Genomic DNA, 21,352 nt, shown 5'->3' on the forward strand with positions numbered 1-21,352 from the left:
CGACGAGCGATTGCGCACGCCTTTTAGCGAAAATTCCGGCTTATGGAAGGCATGTGGCGAAATTTGCCACCCCGCCGCGTGCCAAACCGGCGCCCGACACCCGCTCAGGCGGTGGCGATCGGCGCCGCGCCGAACAGCCACAGATGCAGCTTCCACACGAAGAGCACGTAAAGCACGAGGCCCGCCGCGACCGCGATCGCATCGTTGAGCACGGAACCCGGCGCCGGCGGCGCCTCGCCGCGACGCTTGACGGAAATACGGTCGAGAACCGCCCAGGCCAGGAACGACCCGAACAGCAAAAGCGAGGCCAGGTCGCCATTGGCGAGCAGGTGCGCCACCGCCCACAGCTTGACCGCAACCAGCATGGGGTGTTTGAGGACCGGCTTCAGCCGCCCCGCCGGCAGCGCGAAAACCATGAGCGAAACGAAGGCGAACAGCATCAAAAGGGCGGCCAGATGCTTGAGCCAGACCGGCGGCTCGTAGAGCACCGGCGCCCCGGCCCAGGCCAGGCCATACCCCCACACGATCAACACGAAACCGATCAAGGAAACCAGCGAATAGGCGCCGCGCCACGATGCATGGCCGATCGCGTCGCGCTTCCGATCGCGCCAGGACGGGGCAAAGACACGCACCGAATGCACCCCCAGGAAAAGGACGAGGCCGAGGACAAGGACGAGCATCAAAAAACTCCGAAAGCGCCGCAGGCCGGCGGTGAACGGCCGGACCCTAACGCGCGGCGCCGTTCTTGCAAACCGATTTGACCAACGCGACCCCAAAGCTGCCACATTCGCCGGCCACCCGTGCCGGCTTCGCCGTCCTGCCTTTTTTCGAGAAGAAGACTTTCATGCCCGTGCTTTTTCGTTCGCTCGCCGTTTTTCTGTCGCTCGGCCTTGCCGCGCCGTCGGCGCTTGCCGGCGAGAACGAGCGCGAGCCGCAGATCGTGACGATTTCCTTCGACGGCGCCCACGACGTGGCGCAATGGAAACGCAGCCGCGCGCTGGCGCGGGAGACCGGCGCGCGCTTTACCTATTTCCTGTCCTGCGTGTTCCTGCTGTCCAAGGAGACACGCGCCACCTACGCGGGACCCGGCAAGAAACCCGGCCAGTCGAATGTCGGCTTTGCCGAGACGAAGGCGGAGGTCGCCGAACGGCTCGAGCAGATCTGGCAGGCCCGCCACGAGGGCCACGAGATCGCCAGCCACGGCTGCGGCCATTTCGACGGCAAGGACTGGAGCGCGGCCGATTGGGGCAAGGAGTTCACCCAGTTCCGCACCATTTTGACCGACGCCTACAAGATCAACGACATCGAAGGCGAGCCGCTTGGCTGGCGTGGTTTTGCCGAAACCGGGATTTCGGGTTTCCGCGCGCCCTATCTGTCGGTCAATGCGGGCTTGGCGGAGGCGCTTGTCGCCGACGGGATCAAATACGATGCCAGTTCGGTATCGCGCGGGCCGGCGGCGCCGCGCCGCAAGGGCGGCCTTTGGCATTTCGCGCTGCCGCTGATTCCGGAAGGACCAGAAGGCCGCCGCGTCATCGCCATGGACTACAACTGGTTCGTGCGCCACTCCGACGCCGTCGAGCAGCCCGACACGGACGGCCGCTTCGAGGCGCGCAGCTACCGCGCCCTGATGGACGCGTTCGAGGCCGAATATGACGGCGCGCGCACACCGCTGCAGGTGGGACTTCACTTCACCTTGATGAACGGCGGCGCCTATTGGCGCGCGCTCGAACGGTTCGCAAGGGAGGTCTGCGGCAAGGACGAGGTGCGCTGCGTCGGCTATGACGAGCTCGTCAAGACGCTCGAGGCGAAAACCGGCGAACCGGTCGGCGGCTGAACGCCGCGCGAAGTCCGCTCGCCTGATCGCCTCATTCGCCCGCACCCTCGCGCGCCAGATATTCCCGGTCGATCTCCGGCAGCGCCTCGCCCCTGAGCGTCGCCTCGAACGCCTTCAGGCGCTTGTGGACCGAAAGCAGTTCGACGATCGTCGACCAGGAATTGACCAGATATTGGAACGAGGTCTCGACCCGGCTGAAGGCGCGGATGATCTGCTGCATGACGCCGAGCGTGATCGCGCCGCTGACGATGGTCGGCCCGAGCGCGATATAGGGCACCAGATTGCCGATCTGCAGATAGAAGATGCGGACCAGGTTGAAATAGAGATAGTTGAAATAGAGCCGGAAATAATTGCGCCGGACATCGGCGAAAAGCGCGCGCACGGTCGGCGGCTGGGCGCGGTCGGCATGGTCCTCGCCATAGACCAGTTCCTTGCGATAGGCCGCCTCGACACGCTGGTTGCGGAACTCCAGCCCCGGCAGCCGGATGCCGGCCACCGCCACCAGCGCGGTGCCGATGACGGACCACAAGATCACCACGAAGACCAGGCCCTGGCTGACCTCGCCGACGAGCGGCAGTTCCTTGACGTGCGCCGACAGACCCCACAGCAGCGGCAGGAAGGCGATCAGCGTCATGATCGAGTCCACCAGGCTCACGCCGAGCCCCTCGGCGATGGTGGCAAAGCGCATCGTGTCTTCCTGGACACGCTGAGCCGCGCCCTCGATGTGGCGCAGCCGGGGCCAGTTCTGCATGTAGTAGTCGTTCATGGCGCTGCGCCAGCGGAAGATGAAATGGCTGACGAAAAAGCGGAACAGCGACCCGACGAAGACGTAGACCAGCGCGATCTGCAGGAAGGTGGCGATTTGCCAGTAATAATCCGCGGCCTCGACCGTCCCCGGATTGCCGAGCGCCTGCTGGATCATATCGTAGAAGGTGCCGAACCATTCGTTGATCATCACGTCGAGCTGGACCAGGAACCAGTTGACGAACAGGATCAGCGCCGAGCCGGCGAGCGACCAGCGCTGCCAGGGATGGGGCGAATAGACCATCCAGAAGCCGACAAAGGCGGCGATCAGGACGATGAAATACTGATAGAACCAGAATTCGAGCGCCGGCGAACGCGCCGCCTCGAAGGCGGCTTTGGCGGCATCGTCGGCGCCATCGGGCAGCGCCGGCGGGAAGCCGTAGCCGAACACCCCGCCCAGGCTGAGCGCCCCGCCCCAGCCCCTGGCCACGACATACCAGAACAACACGCCGAACAGCGTCCACAGCGCGGCCGAGACAAAAAGCTGCTTCGGCTTGGGAAAAAAGGATACGAACACGGAAAGACGTCTCCCTGACACGGACCGGCACGAGACGGAGGCCTTGGAGCCGGCCCGTCCGAGCGAATCGATGCTACGAACCAATGCGGCCGGCAACAAGCATGTTGGCGCACCACCCGCTCACACAGCCATCACGATGACGCGTATCGCGCCGAGCAAGCCCTGCGCGCCGGAGCCCCGAAAGCCAACGATCGTTTTTTCGAAACGGCTCTTATCGCGGGCCGAGCCCCCGATCCCTCGCCGCCCAGCCAATGGCGGCGCAGACGAGCAGGATCAAGGCCGCGCCGAGCGACGGGGCCAGGAAGCTGCCGCTCCAGTCTGCCGCGTAGCCGGCCGCGATCGGTCCGAGAATCTGGCCGGTGCCGAAGGCCGCCGTCATCAGCGCCAGCGCGCGGCGCGGCGCGGCGGCCGCCAGTTGACGGCCGATCTGAAGGCCGAGCGCGGTGACGGCGATGAAGGTGCCGCCGAGCAGCACCCCACCCACAAGCGGGCCGAGCGGGCTCGGCAGCGCCACGCTGGCGGCGATCCCCACCGCCTCGACCATGCAACCCAGAGCGAACGCCGCCGCCATGGAAATGCGTCGCGCAATCCGGCTCCACAGCCAGACCGAAGGGATGCCGGCGACACCGGTGGCCAGCCAGACGGCGGATTCGGACAATGGGCCACCGGCCTGCTGGCGCACGATCGCCACCAGAAAGGTGGCGGTGACGATGTAGCCGGCACCGAACAGGCCGTAGGCGACGATGATGCGGGTAAGCGCGGCGCTTTTCGGCAGGGCCGGCTCGCGCCCGGCGCCGGCGGCGACCGCCGGTCCGCCACGCGCCATCGGCCACACCGCGAAAAAGGCAAGCGCCGACAAGAGCGCAGCCGCGATCCAGGCCGCCTTCCAGCCATAGCCGGCGACGAAGACCCAGCCGGTGAGGATGGCGGACGCGGAGATGCCGACGCCGACGCCGCCGAAATGCAACGCCTGCAACCCGTCGCGCCCGGCCGCCGCCAGCCGGCTGAAGACGATGGCGCTCAGGAACACCATCAAAAACGCACTCGCCACGCCGGCGAGGAAGCGGATCGCGAGAAAGACCGGCAGCGCGTGTGTCAGCGCCATCGCGCCAAGCAGCACCGCGTTCGAGCCCAGCCCGACGAGCATGGCAACCCGCTCGCGGCCATGCGCCCAGCCGCCGGCCGCAAGCAGCGCGCCGACGAGATAGCCGAGATAGTTGGCCGAGGCGATCAGGCCGGCCTGGCCCGCATCAAGCCCGAGACCCTCCATCATGCCGGGCAGGATGGGGGTAAAGACGAAACGTCCGATGCCCATGGCCGCTGCCATGGCGATCAGGCCGGCGATCGCCAAACGCAGCGGCTGGACGGTCTCACGCTTCATCACGCCAAACTACAGCGCGAAAGCGCGGTTGCAACGGGGTGGCGAGGCGGGGCCGCGTCGCCGCGCGGCCCCGCCCCATCATGTCAGGCGGCGGCCGGGGTGCGTCCGCGCGGCTCGGCACGCAGCGACAGCCAGGTGGCGTAGATCATCAGCAGCAGCAGAAGCGCGAACGGGAAGCCGGTCGCGATGGCACCGGCCTGCAAGGCCGCCAGCCCTCCGCCGAGCAGGAGCACGATCGCCACCAGCCCCTCGAAGATCGCCCAGAAGACACGCTGGGCGACCGGCGCGTCGATCTTGCCGCCGGCGGTGATGGTATCGATCACCAGAGAGCCCGAATCCGACGAGGTGACGAAGAAAACGATCACCAGAACGATGCCGATCAGCGAGGTGATCGAGGCCAGCGGCAACTCCGCCAGCATGCGGAACAGTGACAGTTCGGGCACGTAGTCGACCACCGTCTGCTGGACGCCATTATAGCCCTCCGACATCAACTGGTAGAGCGCGGTGCCGCCGAACGTGGTCATCCACAGGATCGACACCAGCGTGGGGATGATCAGCACGCAGATGACGAATTCGCGGACCGTGCGACCACGCGACACGCGGGCGATGAACATGCCAACGAAGGGCGACCAGGATATCCACCAGGCCCAATAGAAGGTCGTCCAGCCATGCATGAAGGCGTCATCCTCGCGCCCGATCCAATTGGACAGCACCGGCAGGCTCTTCACGTAAAGCCAGCTGTTGGAGAAAAATCCCGAGACGATGGCCAGTGTCGGTCCAAGCGCGATGACGAACGCCAAGAGCAGCACGGCAAGCAGCATGTTGATCTCCGACAGCCGTTTCACGCCGGCATCGAGACCGGCGACGACCGAAACCAGCGCGGCGCCGGTGATCAGCATGATCAGCACCACCTTGGCGGTGTCGGTGTTGGGCACGCCGTAGAGCTCGTTCAAGCCGGCCAAGGCCTGCGAGGCACCGAAACCCAGCGACGTCGCCAGACCGAACAGCGTGGCAAAAACGGCCATGGTGTCGATGACGTGGCCGACCCAGCCGCGCACCCGCTCGCCGAAGATCGGGTAGAAAGCGGAGCGCATGGAAAGCGGCAGGCCCTTGTTGTAGGCGGCAAGCGCCAGCGACAGCGCGACCACGGCGTAGATCGCCCAGGGGTGCAGACCCCAGTGGAAGATGGTCGCCGCCATGCCGGCCTGACGCGCGGCTTCGACATTTTCGGCCACGAACTCGCCATTGACCATCGGCGGAGCGATGCCGAGCGGCGGATTGTTGAAATGATACATCGGCTCGAGCACGCCGAAGAACATCAGCCCGATGCCCATGCCGGCGGCGAACAGCATCGCGAACCAGCCCGAATAGGAATAGTCGGGCACCGCATCGACGCCGCCGATGCGCACCGACCCGACAGGGCTGACGATCAAGAGCAGGCAAAACAGCACGAAGATGTTGGCCGAGAACATGAACAGCCAGTCAAAAGTGGTGGTCAGCCATGTCCGCAGGCCGCCGAGCACGGCGCCGGCGGATTCCTTGAAAATAAGGGTTATGATGACGAAGGCCACGATGGTGACGGCGGAAACGAAAAACACCGGATTGTGGACGTCGAGCCCGAGAATGAGGACGTTGTCCTGTCCCGGTTCAAGTCCATGATCCTCGGTGGCGGCGTTGGCCGTGTCGGTATCGGACATTGATTCCTCCCTCTTGTCCGTCCCGCATCGCCGCTTGGCGGGCACGGGATCTTTTGTTTGCGGACCGCCGGCATTCCCGACTTGGGTCGCGTCGAGGGACGCAGCCGGCCCGACAAGGGCGAAACTCCACCATAGCCGGAGAACGCGCGATGTTTCAAAGGCGTCACGAACTTGTCCAAAGCCTATCCAGCGCCCGCAGCCGCATCTGGGCGCGTTTGCGGCCCATTTGCCGTGCGAGCGGCGGGGATTGACGTCGACTTTATTTCATGTTTTTGTTAAATAAATAAGGAGCACCGATGGGTATTCATGCCGTGTTCGGGGCGCTGGCAGACCCGACCCGCCTCGCCATCGTGGAGCGATTGCTTCGGACCGGCGATCTGACGGCCGGAGAAATCGCCGCGCCGTTCGAGATTTCCAAGCCGGCCATCTCGCGCCATTTGAAGGTGCTGGAAGAGGCCGGGGTCGTCGAGCGGCGCGTCGAGCGGCAATTCCGGGTGTTCCGGGCGCGACCGGAAGGGTTCGCACAGATGGAGGACTGGCTGGAAAAGAGCCGCGAATTCTGGAACGGCTCGTTCGACCGGCTGGAAAGGATTTTTGCGCAGGAGGAGCGGCGCGATGCGAAAGACGAGTGACGCGCGCGTGCTCGAGATCGAACGCCTGATCGCCGCCGCGCCAGACGCGGTGTTCGACGCCTGGGTCGATCCGGCGGTCCTGGTCTCCTGGTGGGGCCCCGAAGGGGTCACGACCCCGCAGGTCGCGCTCGACGTGCAGGAGGGCGGCCATTGGTCGACGACGATGCGCACGCCCGGCGGCGACCGGGTCGTCTCGGGCATCTACCGGACGATAGAGCGCCCGCGCCTGCTGGTCTTCACCTGGGCCTGGACCCGGGACGACGGTACGCGCGGAGACGAGACGGTGGTGGAGGTAAGCTTCGACCCCGCGCCGCAGGGAACGCGGATGCGGCTTACCCAGCGGCGTTTTGCGACCACGGACGACCGCGACAACCACCGGATGGGCTGGAACTCGAGCTTCAACGACCTGGAACGGTTGTTTGGCTGAGCCCGACACCAAGCCAGGGGAGAGTGCGATGGACCACCCGATCGCAAGCCGCGCGGAATGGCTTTCCGCCCGCAAGACGCTTCTCGAACGCGAAAAGGCGCTGACGCGGGAACGCGATGCGCTTTGCCGGCAACGGCGCGCCCTGCCCTGGGTCCGCATCAACAAGGAGTATCGTTTCGAGACCGAGGACGGTGCCAGAACCCTGGTGGAGCTGTTCGACGGCTGCGCGCAATTGCTGGTCTACCATTTCATGTTCGCGCCCGACTGGGAGGTCGGCTGCAAGAGCTGCTCGTTCTGGGCCGACAGTTTTCATGGCAGTGCGCCCCATCTCAGGCAGCACGACACACGTTTCACGGCCGTGTCACGCGCACCGCTTGCCACCCTGCTCGGCTTTCGCCGGCGTATGGGCTGGTCGTTTCCCTGGTCGTCCTCGCAGGGATCGGACTTCAATTTCGATTTCGGGGTCTCGTTCCGTCCCGACGACGCGGGCGGCACCTATAATTACGCGCCGAAACGCTTCGCGGCGCCGGAACTGCCCGGCCTGAGCGCCTTCATCCGCGACGGCGAAACGGTCTATCACACCTATTCGACCTACGGACGCGGAATAGAACCGTTCAACGCGACCTACGCGCTGCTCGACCTGACGCCGCTCGGCCGCCAGGAAGACGGGGCGGGCGACACGATGGCCTGGGTGAAACTGCACGACCTCTACGCCACGGGCTGATGGCCCGACGGCAACCGCGCGGAGCGATTTCGGCTACCGCCAGGGAAAGGGCAGATCGCCCAGTTCGCGCTGCGACAGACAGCGCAGCGAGGGGTGCGAGAGCGGATCGCGCCGCCAGCGCTCGCGATCCCGCTCGGGCGTTTCGCCGGCGAAACGGCCGGGAGGCCAGAACAGGCTGGATATTAAGCTGATCTTCAACATGACTTGCATCCTCGATCGAACGGGCGCGATAATACGCCGTCCCACGGGACCAATCGATCAAGAACACAACGACAAGCATTTAGAAAAACTTCATGCGAGCGCTGAACAGTATCCACCTCAGCGGACTGCGCGCGGTCGAGGCGGTGGCGCGCACCGGCAGCCTGCAGGCCGCGGCCCAGGAACTCGGCGTGTCGGCAAGCGCCGTCAGCCAGCAGGTCAACCGCACCGAAAAGCAACTCGGCAAGACCTTGTTTGCGCGCACCGGCCGCGGGATGGAGCCGAACGGGCAGGCCGACGCCTTCTTCGAACGGCTGGCCGCGGGGTTTTCCGAGCTGACAGGCGCGGTCGAATGGCTGCGCCGGCAGGACCAATGCACGCTGCTGGTCTCGGTGGCGCCGGTGTTCGCCTCGAAATGGCTGATCCCGAGGCTCGGCCGGATGTTTGCCCGCCATCCCGACATTCTGGTGCGCATCGACACCTCGACAAGGCTCGCCGACCTCGCCAACTCCGATGTCGACGTCGCGATCAGGCTGGGCAGCGGCGACTGGCCCGGCACCCGCGCCGCATTGCTGTTTACGCAGGAGATTTTCCCCGTTTGCGCGCCGGCGCTCGCCAAGCGGCTGACGACGATCGCCGACCTCGCCGAGGCGACCAAGATCACCGACGAGGCGGCCCTTTTCGGCTGGAACGACTGGTTCGCCGCCGCCGGCGTCGCCCCGGTCGCGCTGAAGCCGGGCGTGCATTTCCGCGATCCGCTGCTTTGTCTCGACGGCGCCATCTGCGGCCACGGCGTGATGCTGGCCTGGCAATTGCTGGCCGGGGAGGCGGTCGCGGACGGACGGCTGGTGGCCCCGTTCGACACGCGCGCACCGAGCGGGCTGGGCTATTGGCTGTGCACCGAGGCCACACAGACCGAAGCGCCCAAGGTGCGGGCGTTCAAGCGCTGGATCCTGGAAGAAATCGCGCGCGACGGCGAGGACGGGCAAAACGCTGCCGGACGGACTGGCCGACCGGCGGCATCGCCTCACGCGGAAGCGAAAACCTCCTCGTAGATCGCCGGCTTGAAGCCGACCACCAGCCTGCCGTCGACATCGAGCACCGGCCGCTTGATCATGGTCGGCTCGGCGCGCATCAACGCCTCGGCGCCGGCTTGGTCAAGGTCGGCCTTGTCGGCGTCGGGAAGGGCGCGAAAGGTCGCGCTCGCCTTGTTCAAAAGCACCTGCCAGCCCAGCTGGTCGATCCAGCCGCGCAGGGCGGCCGCTTCCAAGCCGTCGACGCGGTAATCGTGAAAGCGGTGTTCCAGCCCGCGCCCGTCGAGCCAGGCGCGCGCCTTCTTCATCGTGTCGCAGGTCTTGATGCCGTAAATCGTGATCGCCAAGGAACCGGTTCCGTCGTTTCGAGAATCAATACCGACCATCCTGTCGGGCCGGCAGGCGCCGTCAAGCCGCTCCGCGGCGCAGCCATCGTCCGGCGCAGGACAACCGACCGGCGTGACCGGCGACCGGCGTGACCGGCGACCGGCGACCGGCGTGACCGGGCATGATTGACAATTGTCAATCAAGATGACTATTGTCGAACTCAAGGAGCTTGCATGGCCGTCCGCGCGACCGACCAGATCATACACAAGGCCGCCTGGCTCTACTACACCCATGGGCTGCGCCAGGACGAGGTCGCCCGCCGGCTCGAGATTTCGCGCGCCTCGGTCGCGCTATATCTGCGCAAGGCGCGCGAGAACGGGATCGTCAACATCTCGACCTCGACCCATCTGTTCCGCCAGGACGTGACGGCGCGACGCATCGAGGACGCGTTCGGGCTCGAAGCGGTGTGGATCGTCGGCCGCGAGGGGCTGACGGCCGACCCGGCCGGCGAAGTGCCCACACTCGCCGCGAACGTGTTTTTGGAGATGATCGGCAATGGCGAGCGGGTCGGCGTGGCCTGGGGCCGCACGGTCTACGCCATGGCCGACGCCATGTCCTATGCCGACTTCGAGGGCGTGACGGTGGTGCAGCTTTGCGGCAATCTCGGCGCGCCCTATTCCTATCGGCCCGACCAGTGCACGATGGAGATCGCCCGGCGCGTCAATGCCAAGGGGCTCAATTTCTACGCGCCGCTGGTACTGAGTTCGGATCGCCTGGCCCGCGAACTGCGCGCCGAACCGGTAATCCGCGAACAGCTCGACAGTATCGACGCCTGCGACCTGGCGCTGTTTTCCGTCGGCTCGCTCGACGCCGACAGCCATGTCATCAAATGCGGCGCCCTCACACTCGACGAGTTGAGCGCGCTCAAGCGCAACGGCGCGCGCGGCGTGATCGCCGGCCAGATGATCGCCGCCGACGGCGCGCTGCTCTCCTGCGACTACAACCGCCGGGTGATCTCGGCCGACCTCGCCTCGATCCGCGCCATTCCCAAACGGCTGGTGGTCGCGCAGGAGGAAGCCAAGGTCGCGCCCTTGCTGGCCGCCTTCGCCGGCGGGTTCTGCACCCATCTGGTGGCGAGTGCGGCGATCGGCGAACGCCTGCTGGAGCATATCGAGGCGGGTACCGGCGGGCCGGCAGCGGCCAAACCCTGATACAGTAAAGGGCGGCCGCGCCGGCCGCCCCCTGCTCCGCCGCGCGTCCGCCGCCCTCAGGGCAGCGGCATCCAGGCCGGCACCGCCACGTCGGCATGGGCGAATTGCGGCAGTTTTTGCGACAATTCCTCCATGTTCTTGATGTCGGCGTCATTGAGTTGCTTCTGGGTGATCAGCGTCGGCGGCACGATGACGCTGCGGCCGGGATCCTCGCCGGCCAGGAGCATCGCGAGCGCCCGCACCGAAACCTGACCGACAACGGCGGGGTTGGTGGCGGCAGTGGCCGCCCAGGCGCTGCCCGGCTCGCGCATGGCGGCGATGTCGGCGGTGGAGATGTCGGCCGAGTAGATCTTGACGTTTTCGGCCATGCCGGCCTCGTCGACGGCGATCTTCACCCCCTTGGCGAACTCGTCATAGGGCGCGAACACGACCTGGACGTCGGGATTGGCCGACAGGACGGAGCGGGCCTGGTTGGCGACCGAATTGGCGATCGGATTGTCGAGCGTGCCGAACTGGGCGAGCTCCTCGATGCCGGGATATTTTTCCTTGAACTGGACCCAGGTCTCGTCGCGGCGGTCGAGCGGCGCGATGCCGGGCACGTAGACATAGGCCGCCTTCCAGCTCTCGCCATTGTCGCTGATCGCCTGCTCCAAAGCCAGCCGCGCCAGATCGCGGTCGGACTGCTCGATCTGCGGGATCGCCTCGTTCTCGACATTGACGTCGAAGGCGACCACCTTGATGCCGGCATCGACGGCGCGCTGGGCGGCCTCCTTCATCGATTCGGTCAGGCCGTGCTGGATGACGATGCCGTCGACGCCGAGCGCGATCGCCTGATCGACCATGTCGGCCTGTAGGGCGGCGTCCTGACGGCTGTCGAAGACGCGCAGCTCCACGCCGAGCGCCTTGGCCTGGGCCTCCACGCCGGAGAGATAGGCCTGGAAGAAGTCGCCGGTCGACAAATAGCGCACCAGCGCGATCTGCACCTCGCCGGGATTGTCGAACGGGGCGGGCTTGTCCTGGGCGAAGGCCGGCGCCGGCGCGAGCAGGGCCGCGCCGACGAGGCCACCGGCAAACCGGGCGAATGATCTTCGGGTCATTTTCATGGTCTTTCCTCCACTGACATTTTTCTGATCGGCTAGCGGGCCGCCCGGCCCGACAGCGCGAATGTGAACATCAGCGCAATGACAAGCACCGCGCCCTTGATGAAATCCTGGGTGTAATAAGGCACGTTCATCATCGTCAGGCCCTGCAGCAGCACGCCGACGAACAGCGCGCCGATCGCCGTGCCGAAAGCGTTGGGCTTGGCAGCCCCCAGCACCGCAAAGCCGATCAGGGCGGCGGCGACCGAATCGAGCAGGAGATTGTTGCCCGACGCGATGTCGCCGCGGCCGAGCCGCGCGGCCAGCAAAATGCCGCCGATCGAGGCGAAGATGCCGGAGATCACATAAGCCCAGATCTTGTAGGCCTTGACCGGCGCGCCGGCGAACTCGGCCGCGCGGGCGTTCGAGCCGACGGCATACATCATGCGGCCGAAGCGGGTGTATTCGAGGAAAAACCAGATCAGCACCGCCAGCACGACCAGCACCACGACCGAGGACGGCACCAGGTTGGGGATAACAAGGTCGAAGCGGTGCCGGCCGAGCGCGAGAAAGGCCTGACTGAACTGGCCGCCGGCGGTCGAGCCATCGGGCAGGGTCATGCCGGCGGCGATCGAACGGCCTTCGGTGGGGATGCGCTGGAGACCGATCAAAAGGAACATCATGCCGAGCGTGGCGAGCAGATCGGGCACGCGCATATAGCAGATGATCAGACCGTTGACGAAGCCGACCAGGGCGCCGATGGCGAGACAGGCAAGTACGGCCGTCATGGCGTCCTGTTCCAGCACCACCATCACATAGGCCGCCGCCATCATCGAACTGGTGGCGATGGAGCCGATCGACAGGTCGAAGCCGCCGACCACCAGGGTCGCGGTCACGCCGAGTGCCAGAATGCCGGTGATAGAGACCGATTGCAGGATGAAGACGGCCGCCTGCGGCGAGGCGAAACCGCGGGTGAAGGCGGAAAAGAAAACCACCAGCCCGACAAGCAGCGCGATGAAACCGTAGCGGATCGCGATCTCACGGGCGCTCGCGCGCCGGCGCGGCGGCTCGGGCGCCGCCTCGGCACGATGGGTTTCGGGCGCTCTTGCATCCATCGCCGTGCGTTCTCCCGGATCCGTCATGCCGCGCCGCGCACGTCGCGGCCCGCGACCTCGGCCAGCAACCGGTCCAGATCGATGTCCTGGTTGCGGTGCTCGCCGATCAGCGTGTGCTCGGACATCACCAGGATACGGTCGGCCGTCTCCATCGCCTCGTCCAGCTCGGTCAGGAACAGCAGGGTGGCGCGGCCATCCGCCCCGGCGCGCAGCTTCGCGGCAATGTCGCGCCGCGCGGCGATGTCGACGCCCTGGAACGGCTCGTCGAGGATCAATATCCGGCAGGGCTGGGAGAGCCAGCGCCCGACCGTCACCTTCTGCTGATTCCCGCCCGAAAGGGTCGCGATGTCGTCGCGCTCGGAGCGGCACACGATGCCGAGCTCGGCAATCTGCGCGCGCGCCGCATGGCGCTCGCCCCGCCGGCGGGACACGCCGAGCCGCGACAGGCGTTGCAGGAAGGGCAGGCTGATGTTTTCGTAGATGTTGAAATCCGGCACCAGGCCGCTCGAAGAGCGATCCTTGGCGACCAGGAAGACACCGGCGTCGATGGCGCGGCCGGGATTGGCGGGCGCGTAGACACGCCCGCCCAGATACATGGCGCCGCCCAGCGGTTTGCGGATCGCAAACAGAGTTTCCGCCAGCGCGGTCTTGCCGACGCCGACCAGGCCGGTGATCGCGACGACCTCGCCGGCGCCGAGCGAGAACGAGAACGGCCGCGCGCCCGGCGCGATACGCAGCCCCTCGGCCGAAAACACCGTTTCCGTCGCCGGCCGCGCGACGACGGCTCGTGTGTCGACAGTCTGGCCGAGCATGGCGTTGACCGCGCCTTCATAGTCGAGGGGACTTCGATCGAACGTACCGACGATGACGCCGTCGCGCAGGCTCAAGATACGGTCGGCGACCCGGCGAATGTCGGACATGCGGTGGGAGATGTAGAGGATTGCCACGCCGCGGGCGCGCAGGCGGTCGATCAGCGCAAACAGCCGCGCGGCCTCGCTGTTCGACAGCGAGGCGGTGGGCTCGTCGAGGATCATCACCTGCGGCTCGTGCGACATGGCGCGCGCGATCGCCACCATCTGCCGGTCGGCCAGGCTCAGCCCGGCAATATCGGCGGAAAGGTCGAGCGACAGGCCCATGCGCTCGGCGATCGCCTGCGCCTCGCGCCGCACCCTGCGGCGGCTGAACAAGAGCGGCGCGGCGGCGCCGCTCAGCCGGTCCAGCGTCAGATTGGTGGCCACGTCGAGCGCGGCGACGACGCCGTCATTGATATTTTGGTGCACCGTCACCACGCCGGCGCGCATCGCCTCGGCCGGCGTGGCGGGCTCGTAGGGCACGCCGGCAAGCGTCATCGCGCCGCCGTCGCGGCGGTAAACGCCGCTCAGGATCTTGACCAGGGTGGACTTGCCCGCGCCGTTGGCGCCCATCAGCACGGTGACCTCGCCGGCGCGCAAGGCGAGGTCGATACCGCCGAGCACCAGGTTGGGACCGAACGATTTCGTCACGCCCCCAATGCGGAATACGGCGTCTTCGGCCATCGCGTCCTCCCGACGATGACGCTACGGAGCACATCGTCAAATGTCAATACGGTTGACATTTGACAGGACGCTGCCTAGCCTCGTTGTCGAGATGGGAGGATCGGGACCAGCGGACGGCCGGGATCGAAGGTGCCGGACGAGGCGAAATCAAAGGTTTGCGGCGCCGAACGCACGAAAATGACTCATCCTTTTCGATGCCGCCGGACGCCGACGCCGCTGAATTCGGCGTTTGGTGCGCAGCGCCCCACCAGCGCAAGGCCGACTGGCCCCACGGATCGAGGAGGCTGGCTTAATGCAGGACCGTCCGTTCGAGGCGTTGAGCGTGGACACGCTGGCGGTACGGCTCGCCGACGTGGCGGCGATGCGCGATACGCTCGGCGAGGACCCGACGGCATGGCGCGCGCGCGAAGTCGGCGACGGCAATCTCAACCTGGTCTTTATCGTGGAGGGACCGCGCGGCACCGTCGTCGTCAAGCAGGCCCTGCCCTATGTGCGCCTGGTCGGCGATTCCTGGCCGCTGCCGCTCAAACGCTCCTTCTTCGAATATCACGCGCTGACGCGGCAAGCCGCACGCGCGCCGGGGCGGGTTCCCGAGATCTTCCATTTCGACGAGGCGCAGGCGCTGATCGTGATGGAGTTTCTGTCGCCGCACATCATCCTGCGCAAAGCGCTGATCGAGGGCCGGGAGCCGCCGCGCATGGCCCGCGACCTCGGCCTGTTCATGGCAAGGACGCTTTTCCGCGGCTCCGACCTTTGCATGCCGGCCGGCGCGCGCAAGGCCGATCTGGCGCTGTTTTCCGACAATGTCGAACTGTGCGACATCACCGAAAACCTGGTGTTTTCCGACCCCTATTTCGACGCGCCGATGAACCGCCACACCAGCCCGCAGCTCGACCCGCTGGTGGCCGAACTGCGCGCCGACCGCGACCTGAAGGTGGAAGCGCAACGGCTGAAGCACCGCTTCGCCGCCGGCGCGGAAACGCTGGTGCACGGCGACCTGCATACCGGATCGGTGATGGTGAGCGAGGGCGACACGCGTGTGATCGACCCCGAATTCGCCTTTTACGGCCCGATGGGTTTCGACGTGGGCATGCTCCTGGCCAATTTCTGGATGGCCTATTTCTCGCAACGCGGCCACGAATCCGCCGGCGCCCGCGACACGATGCGCGCGTTTCTTCTCGCCGCCATCGAGACCTGCTGGGAGGCCTTTCGCGCCGAATTTACGCTTTTGTGGCGGACCGAACGCACCGGGATGCTTTATCAGCACAGCCTGTTCGAGGATCAGGGCGACGCGCTCGGCGCCCAGCAGGCACTGCATCATTTCATGCACGATGTGTGGACCGACATGCTCGGCTTCGCCGGTATCGAGATCCACCGCCGCATTCTCGGCCTGGCGCACAATGCCGAGTTCGAGGAGATCGAGGACCTCGATATGAGGGCCGCCTGCGAGGCGCGGGCGCTGAAATTCGGCCGTCATCTGGCCGTCAACCGGCGCGCTATCCAGTCGCTGACCGAGATCGGCGCCCTGGCCGAAATGCTGGACCAAGGAGAAGTTTCGTGAATGTCGGCGAACGCCACTTCCGTACCATCTGGCTGAACGAGGACGGCCGTTCGGTCGACATTATCGACCAGCGCTGGCTGCCGCACGAATTCCGCGTCGAGACGCTGAAATCGGCCGAGGAAGCGGCCACCGCCATCCGCGACATGTGGGTGCGCGGCGCGCCGCTGATCGGCGTTACCGCCGCCTACGGCGTGGCGCTTGAGATGCGCAACGACCCGTCCGACGCCGCGCTCGACGCGGTCTGGGACAGGCTCCACGCCACCCGGCCGACGGCGATCAACTTGAAATGGGCGCTCGACGGGATGCGCGCGCTGCTGCGGCCCCTGCCCGAAACCGAGCGCGCGGCGGCCGCCTACCGGCGCGCCGGCGAACTCGCCGACGAGGATGTCGAGCTCAATCGCGGCATCGGTCGCAACGGGCTCGCCATCATCCGCGCGATCGCGGCGCGCAAGACGCCCGGCGAGCCGGTCAACATCCTGACCCATTGCAATGCCGGCTGGCTGGCGACCGTCGATTACGGCACCGCGACCGCGCCGATCTATCTGGCCATGGAGGAAGGCATCGCCGTCCACGTCTATGTCGACGAAACGCGGCCACGCAATCAGGGCGCCCAGCTCACCGCCTGGGAAATGGCCGGCCACGGCGTGCCGCACACGCTGATCGTCGACAATGCCGGCGGGCACCTGATGCAACGCGGCGCGATCGACATGGTGATCGTCGGCACCGACCGCACCACCGCCAGCGGCGACGTGTGCAACAAGATCGGTACCTATCTGAAGGCGCTCGCCGCCCATGACAATCACGTGCCGTTCTACGTCGCCCTGCCCTCGCCGACCATCGACTGGACGATTGCCGACGGGCTGCGCGAGGTTCCGATCGAGGAGCGCAGCGGAGACGAAGTGTCGATGGTGTGGGGCCGCGCGCCCGACGGCACGCTGTGCCAGGTGCGAATATCGCCGGATGCCACGGCGGCGGCCAATCCGGCCTTCGACGTCACGCCGGCCCGGCTGGTGAGCGGGTTGATCACCGAGCGCGGCGTCGCCGAGGCCTCGGCAGCGGGGCTGAAGGCGTTGTTTCCGGAAAAAGCGAAGGTCTCGGCGGCCTGAGCGTCATTGCGGCTGCGCCGGCACCGCCGCGCCAGCGGGCGGCAGCGGTCCTTGTTCGGCCGCGTGGGCGCGCGCCGACGGCGTACGGCACCCGACGATCGCCGGCGCCTCGCGCACCAGGGCGTCGTCGTCGATCGCGGCGACCATGAACAAGGCGAAGTCGACGCGGCGCGTGCGGTTGCTGGCCAGGACCGGGTCGCCGACGTGCCGGCTCCATACCGGCAGGCCCTGGCTTTCGCCTTCCTCCAGATCGCTGCCGCGCACCACGGTCCAAAGCCGGTCGCTGGCGAAGATGCGCCGGCACGCCTCGACCTGATCGTCGATATCGACAAGGCGAGCGCGCCTGGCCAGCCAGCCGACCAGCTTTATCAATGCCCGGAATTGCCAGGTATAAACGTCGCGACCGTCGCGGCTGATGTGCCAGCCGCAGGAAAAGACCAGCCGCGCATCGGGCGCGGCGAAGTCGAGCACGGCCTGGGCGGTGCCGCTGGAATAATTGCGCACGCCCCAGGGCACGAGCACGACGAGGACGGCATCGCAGCCGGCGACCGCGCGCCGGACGACATCGCGGTCGTCGGTGCGGCCGGGCAAGATGGTGATGCGGTCCCTGAAGGCTTCGAGCTTGTCCACGCTTTGCGGCCGACAGACGCCGACCACCTCGTATCCGCGCTCAAGCGCGTGCTGGACCATATAGCGCCCGAGCTTGCCCGACGCGCCGACGATGCACATCTTTTTCCGCGACACCGCGCCGGGTTGCGCGTTTGCTGTCCCTGTCGTTCCTGCCGTCACGTCCCGTCTTCCTTTGTTGTTCACAACCGCCCGACGGAGCCTTGCGCGACCGGCTTCCTCATTTCCTTACGCTGTAAGTATATATACGGTGTAAGGTTGTCAAGAACGGGATTTTGGCGATGGCTGCACCGAGCGCGAAAACCGATCGAAAAAAGGGGCGGCTGACGCGCGAGCGGGTGGTGCGGGAAGCGGTCGCGCTGGCCGACGCGCACGGCATCGCGGCGCTGTCGATGCGCAAACTGGCCGACCGGCTGGGGGTCGAGGCGATGTCGCTCTACCACCATGTCGCCAACAAGGACGCGATCCTGGACGCCATGGTCGATTTCGCTTTCGGCGAGATCAGCCTGCCGCGCGCGGACGAGAACTGGAAGGCCGCCATGCGGACGCGGGCGATCGCGGCCAGGACCATGCTACGCAGCCACCCCTGGGCGCTTGGTCTGCTGGATTCGCGCCGCAATCCGGGCCCGGCGACCTTGCGCCACCACGACGCGGTGATCGGCTGCCTGCGCGCGAACGGGTTTTCGGTCGCCCGGACCGCGCATGCCTATTCCGTACTCGACAGCTATATTTACGGCTTCGTGCTGCAGGAATTGAACCTGCCCTTCGATACGCCCGACGACCTGGCGGCACTGGCCGAGACCATACTGCAGCATTTGCCGGCCGACACCTATCCGCACCTCGCCGAAATGACCCGCGACCACGTCTTGCAGCCGGGCTACGCCTATGGCGACGAATTCGCGGTCGGCCTCGACCTGATACTGGACGGCCTGGAGCGGCACGGCGCGTGACCGTGCGTGCCGGTATCCGGCGCACTGGGCCGGACAGGTGCCTGAACGAAAACGGGGCCTCCTGAAGGAGGCCCCGCCCGAAACGTCAGCCCTTATGCCGGAATTACTGCTGCGAAAAGTCGATCGTCGGCAGCAATTCGGCGAAGAAGGCGTCTTCCTTTTTCAAAACGGCACCGAAATCGGCCGGGCCGGCATAGTCGATCTCGACCAGTGCGTTCTTGGCGAAGTTCTGGAAGGTCTCACCTCCAGCCGCCTTCTCGACGGCGTCCGCCAGCGCGGCAACGACGTCGTCGGGCGTTTCGGCCGGCGCCCACAGGCCGATATTCGGCGGCAGGGCCAGATCGACCCCCGCATCCATCAGGGTCGGCAGGTCCGGCGCCAGCGAGGCGCGCTTTTCGGAAAGCTGAGCCAGCGGCACGAGTTGGCCCGATTCACCGCGCGGCAGGATCGCCGAGGCGAAACCGAGCACCACGTCGACGTCGCCGGCGATGGTGGCGGCGATCGCCGGCGTCACGCCGCCGAAGGGAATGTGAAACAGCTTGATGTCGGCAGCCCGGGCGATCGCCTCGGCCGCGATATGGGTGGCGCCGCCGGTGCCGGCGCTGCCGTAGCTGACCTTGCCGGGATTATCGCGCGCATAGGCGATGAACTCCTCGATCGTCTTGAACGGCGCGCCGGAACGCGCGGCGATCACATTGGGACCGACGGCGACGCGGGCCACCGGCTTCAGATCGTCGAACCCATAGGGCAGTTCGCGCTGGTGCGGCGCCACCGTCTGGACCGAGCTCACCGCCATCAACAGCGTGTAGCCGTCGGGATCGGCCTTGACCACCTCCGAGGCGCCAACCGTGCCGCCGGCGCCGGGCCGGGTCTCCACCACCACCGGCTGGCCGAGCGCTTGCGACATGTCCTCGGCCAAGGTGCGGGCCATGGTGTCGGTCGAGCCAGGCGAATAGGGCACGACGATGGTCACGGCGCGCTCGGGAAAATTCTGGGCGCTCGCCGCGCCCAGGCCGAGGGCAAGTGCGGCCCCGGCCAATAGCGTCTTGAATATCGTCTTCATATCATCCTCCGTTGTGAATGGGTTGGTTGGAGACATCATCGCGGCCGGCCAGGCCCGGCAGGCCGGACACCGACACCAGGCGGGCGGCGGCCGCGCGCCCGGCGATGAAACCGAAGCCGAGCGCCGACAGGAGGCCGTTGCCCGACATGTAGCCGACACCGCCCCGGCGCCCGCTGATCCCGACCGCGGCGCCGCCGCCGGCGTAAAGGCCGGGGATGGCGGTTCCGTCGCTGCGGACCACTTCGGCCTGGCCGTTGACCATCAGGCCGCCCTGGGTGTGGAAACAGGCCGGCTGGATCGCGCTGTAGCGCAGGGCCGCACCCAGCGGCCCCAGACCCCACGCCAGGCGCCCGAACGCGTCGGCCACCTCGCCGCGCGCGGCCGCACGCGCGGCTGCGAGCGTTTTCGCCAGCGCGCCGGCGGGCAGTCCCGCCGCGGTCTCGATCTCGCCCGGCGAACCGGCTTGCCGGGCGACCCCCATGGCGCAGGCTTCGGCAAAGTCGGGCTGGCCGGCCGCCACGTCCTCGGCGATACCGGCATCGTAGACCAGGAAAAACGGGCCGGTGCCGGCGAGCTCGAGATCGGCGAAGGCCGAGTAGCCGAGGGTTTCGTCGCCGAACCGGCGGCCGCGGCCGTCGACGATGATCGCGCCGCGCTCGACCAGCGTCCAGGTCATCAAGGCGCCGGTGTCGACGCTGATGGCGGCGTGGCCCTGATAGGCGCCGAGATTGCCGGTCCCGGCAGCGAGCGCGCGCCCCCATTCGAGCGCCTCGCCGGTGCTGTGCGGCGAGCCGGCATAAACGGCGCCGGTCGCCGCGGGACAGTGGCGGGCGAGAAGATCGGCCTGGGCGGCAAACCCGTTACAGGCGAGAATGACGGCCCCGGCCCCGATACGCGACGGCGCATCGGCCTGGCCGACGACGGCACCCCTGATCCGCGCCCCGTCGCCGATCAACGCCGTGGCCGGCTGCGAGAAGGCCAGCGGAATGCCGCGCCGCGCGACCGCGCGTTCAAGGCCGGCGATCAGATCGGCGCCGCGGCGCGACGGCGGCGCGTGCAGGCGATGGGTGCTGTGCCCGACATGTTTGTATCCGGTGACGAGTTCCAGTTCGAGGCCCGCCTCGTCGATCAGGAAATCGATCAGGTCGGCGGAGGTCGAAGCGAGGGTGGCGACCAGATGGGCGGCATCATGCTGTCCGGCGACCGCCATCAGGTCCCGGACGAAGGTTTCCGCCGTGTCCTCCACGCCGGCCGCAAGCTGAAGCCTGGTCCCGGCAGCCGGGATGGAGCCGCTCGACAGCGCGGTATTGCCCTGGCAGGTGGGCGCCTTTTCCACGATGGCGACGCTGGCGCCGAGACGTTCGGCCGCGAGCGCGGCCACGAGCCCGCACCCCCCGGCACCGATCACCAACACATCCACACTGGCGTCGACGTCGGTCGCCATTGCTCTCCCTTCGCAAACCCGGCAGGCGCCGGCCGTTGCCGGTCCATCGCGCCCCGGTCGTCACGACGGCCGTTTCGCGCCTTAAG

Annotated in this window: 21 protein-coding genes; 9 read left to right on the top strand and 12 right to left on the bottom strand. The window is 66.9% G+C overall.

The annotated features are described in order from the left end of the window. Window positions 1-104: 104 nt before the first annotated feature. Window positions 105-680 (bottom strand): NnrU family protein, encoded by a 576-nt coding sequence (locus C7T96_RS11150; protein WP_106571297.1) that lies wholly within the window; start codon window positions 678-680, stop codon window positions 105-107. Between the two features lie 164 nt (window positions 681-844). Between C7T96_RS11150 and C7T96_RS11155 the strand changes: the two genes are divergently transcribed. Then, window positions 845-1,834 (top strand): polysaccharide deacetylase, encoded by a 990-nt coding sequence (locus C7T96_RS11155; protein WP_106571429.1) that lies wholly within the window; start codon window positions 845-847, stop codon window positions 1,832-1,834. A gap of 31 nt (window positions 1,835-1,865) precedes the next feature. Here the strand turns inward: C7T96_RS11155 and sbmA are convergent, their stop codons facing one another. From sbmA to C7T96_RS11170, 3 genes are all read right to left on the bottom strand, one after another. Next, window positions 1,866-3,155 (bottom strand): peptide antibiotic transporter SbmA, encoded by a 1,290-nt coding sequence (gene sbmA, locus C7T96_RS11160; RefSeq protein ID WP_106571298.1) that lies wholly within the window; start codon window positions 3,153-3,155, stop codon window positions 1,866-1,868. Window positions 3,156-3,366: 211 nt separating this feature from the next. Then, the gene (locus C7T96_RS11165; protein WP_106571299.1) at window positions 3,367-4,536 is read right to left on the bottom strand and encodes a YbfB/YjiJ family MFS transporter; all 1,170 of its coding nucleotides are present in this window, start codon (window positions 4,534-4,536) and stop codon (window positions 3,367-3,369) included. A gap of 83 nt (window positions 4,537-4,619) precedes the next feature. After that, window positions 4,620-6,233, bottom strand: coding sequence for a BCCT family transporter (locus C7T96_RS11170; protein WP_106571300.1), 1,614 nt, complete (start codon window positions 6,231-6,233; stop codon window positions 4,620-4,622). Between the two features lie 296 nt (window positions 6,234-6,529). On the opposite strand from C7T96_RS11170, the gene C7T96_RS11175 reads away from it, so the two are divergent. From C7T96_RS11175 to C7T96_RS11185, 3 genes are read left to right on the top strand one after another with little or no spacing between them, the layout of a single operon-like run. Further along, the gene (locus C7T96_RS11175) at window positions 6,530-6,865 is read left to right on the top strand and encodes a metalloregulator ArsR/SmtB family transcription factor (RefSeq protein WP_106571301.1); all 336 of its coding nucleotides are present in this window, start codon (window positions 6,530-6,532) and stop codon (window positions 6,863-6,865) included. Further along, window positions 6,849-7,292 (top strand): SRPBCC domain-containing protein, encoded by a 444-nt coding sequence (locus tag C7T96_RS11180; RefSeq protein ID WP_106571302.1) that lies wholly within the window; start codon window positions 6,849-6,851, stop codon window positions 7,290-7,292. Before C7T96_RS11175 ends, C7T96_RS11180 begins: the two co-directional genes overlap by 17 nt. Before the next feature lie 28 nt (window positions 7,293-7,320). Beyond that, entirely contained in the window at window positions 7,321-8,016 is a 696-nt protein-coding gene (locus tag C7T96_RS11185) for a DUF899 domain-containing protein (protein WP_106571303.1), read from the top strand. A gap of 33 nt (window positions 8,017-8,049) precedes the next feature. On the opposite strand, the gene C7T96_RS24200 is transcribed toward C7T96_RS11185, so the two are convergent. Then, a complete protein-coding gene (locus tag C7T96_RS24200; RefSeq protein WP_199190455.1) occupies window positions 8,050-8,217 on the bottom strand; it encodes a hypothetical protein in 168 nt (55 codons plus the stop codon). A gap of 92 nt (window positions 8,218-8,309) precedes the next feature. On the opposite strand from C7T96_RS24200, the gene C7T96_RS11190 reads away from it, so the two are divergent. Further along, window positions 8,310-9,269, top strand: coding sequence for a LysR substrate-binding domain-containing protein (locus tag C7T96_RS11190; protein WP_106571304.1), 960 nt, complete (start codon window positions 8,310-8,312; stop codon window positions 9,267-9,269). Here the strand turns inward: C7T96_RS11190 and C7T96_RS11195 are convergent. Further along, entirely contained in the window at window positions 9,242-9,595 is a 354-nt protein-coding gene (locus C7T96_RS11195; RefSeq protein ID WP_106571305.1) for an ArsC family reductase, read from the bottom strand. The two genes, C7T96_RS11190 and C7T96_RS11195, sit on opposite strands and share 28 nt — an antisense overlap. A gap of 213 nt (window positions 9,596-9,808) precedes the next feature. Between C7T96_RS11195 and C7T96_RS11200 the strand changes: the two genes are divergently transcribed. After that, window positions 9,809-10,786, top strand: coding sequence for a sugar-binding transcriptional regulator (locus tag C7T96_RS11200; RefSeq protein ID WP_106571306.1), 978 nt, complete (start codon window positions 9,809-9,811; stop codon window positions 10,784-10,786). A gap of 56 nt (window positions 10,787-10,842) precedes the next feature. Here C7T96_RS11200 and C7T96_RS11205 read toward each other — a convergent pair whose 3' ends face one another. From C7T96_RS11205 to C7T96_RS11215, 3 genes are read right to left on the bottom strand one after another with little or no spacing between them, the layout of a single operon-like run. Continuing rightward, window positions 10,843-11,889, bottom strand: coding sequence for a substrate-binding domain-containing protein (locus C7T96_RS11205; protein ID WP_106571307.1), 1,047 nt, complete (start codon window positions 11,887-11,889; stop codon window positions 10,843-10,845). A gap of 32 nt (window positions 11,890-11,921) precedes the next feature. Next, complete coding sequence (locus C7T96_RS11210; protein ID WP_245414123.1) at window positions 11,922-12,980, bottom strand: ABC transporter permease; 1,059 nt, start codon at window positions 12,978-12,980, stop codon at window positions 11,922-11,924. 23 nt (window positions 12,981-13,003) lie between these two features. Then, complete coding sequence (locus C7T96_RS11215; RefSeq protein ID WP_106571308.1) at window positions 13,004-14,515, bottom strand: sugar ABC transporter ATP-binding protein; 1,512 nt, start codon at window positions 14,513-14,515, stop codon at window positions 13,004-13,006. Window positions 14,516-14,807: 292 nt separating this feature from the next. Here C7T96_RS11215 and mtnK point away from each other — a divergent pair, with 292 nt between their 5' ends. After that, the gene (mtnK, locus tag C7T96_RS11220) at window positions 14,808-16,076 is read left to right on the top strand and encodes an S-methyl-5-thioribose kinase (protein ID WP_106571309.1); all 1,269 of its coding nucleotides are present in this window, start codon (window positions 14,808-14,810) and stop codon (window positions 16,074-16,076) included. After that, a complete protein-coding gene (gene mtnA / locus C7T96_RS11225) occupies window positions 16,073-17,182 on the top strand; it encodes an S-methyl-5-thioribose-1-phosphate isomerase (protein WP_106571310.1) in 1,110 nt (369 codons plus the stop codon). The genes mtnK and mtnA overlap by 4 nt, the downstream gene beginning before the upstream one ends. A gap of 3 nt (window positions 17,183-17,185) precedes the next feature. Here the strand turns inward: mtnA and C7T96_RS11230 are convergent, their stop codons facing one another. After that, window positions 17,186-17,911: an NAD(P)H-binding protein gene (locus C7T96_RS11230; protein ID WP_106571311.1), complete on the bottom strand. Its 726-nt coding sequence runs from the start codon at window positions 17,909-17,911 to the stop codon at window positions 17,186-17,188. Window positions 17,912-18,090: 179 nt separating this feature from the next. Here C7T96_RS11230 and C7T96_RS11235 point away from each other — a divergent pair, with 179 nt between their 5' ends. Further along, entirely contained in the window at window positions 18,091-18,759 is a 669-nt protein-coding gene (locus C7T96_RS11235; RefSeq protein ID WP_106571312.1) for a TetR/AcrR family transcriptional regulator, read from the top strand. A 103-nt stretch (window positions 18,760-18,862) separates the two neighbouring features. On the opposite strand, the gene C7T96_RS11240 is transcribed toward C7T96_RS11235, so the two are convergent. Both C7T96_RS11240 and C7T96_RS11245 read right to left on the bottom strand, forming a co-directional pair. Beyond that, on the bottom strand, window positions 18,863-19,822 hold the full coding sequence (locus tag C7T96_RS11240) for a tripartite tricarboxylate transporter substrate binding protein (RefSeq protein WP_158264344.1): 960 nt from the start codon (window positions 19,820-19,822) through the stop codon (window positions 18,863-18,865). A 1-nt stretch (window position 19,823) separates the two neighbouring features. Continuing rightward, complete coding sequence (locus C7T96_RS11245) at window positions 19,824-21,266, bottom strand: FAD-dependent oxidoreductase (protein WP_106571314.1); 1,443 nt, start codon at window positions 21,264-21,266, stop codon at window positions 19,824-19,826. Window positions 21,267-21,352: the final 86 nt, after the last annotated feature.

The organism is Nitratireductor sp. StC3 (genome assembly GCF_003015025.1).
GTDB lineage: Bacteria > Pseudomonadota > Alphaproteobacteria > Rhizobiales > Rhizobiaceae > Mangrovimarina > Mangrovimarina alexandrii.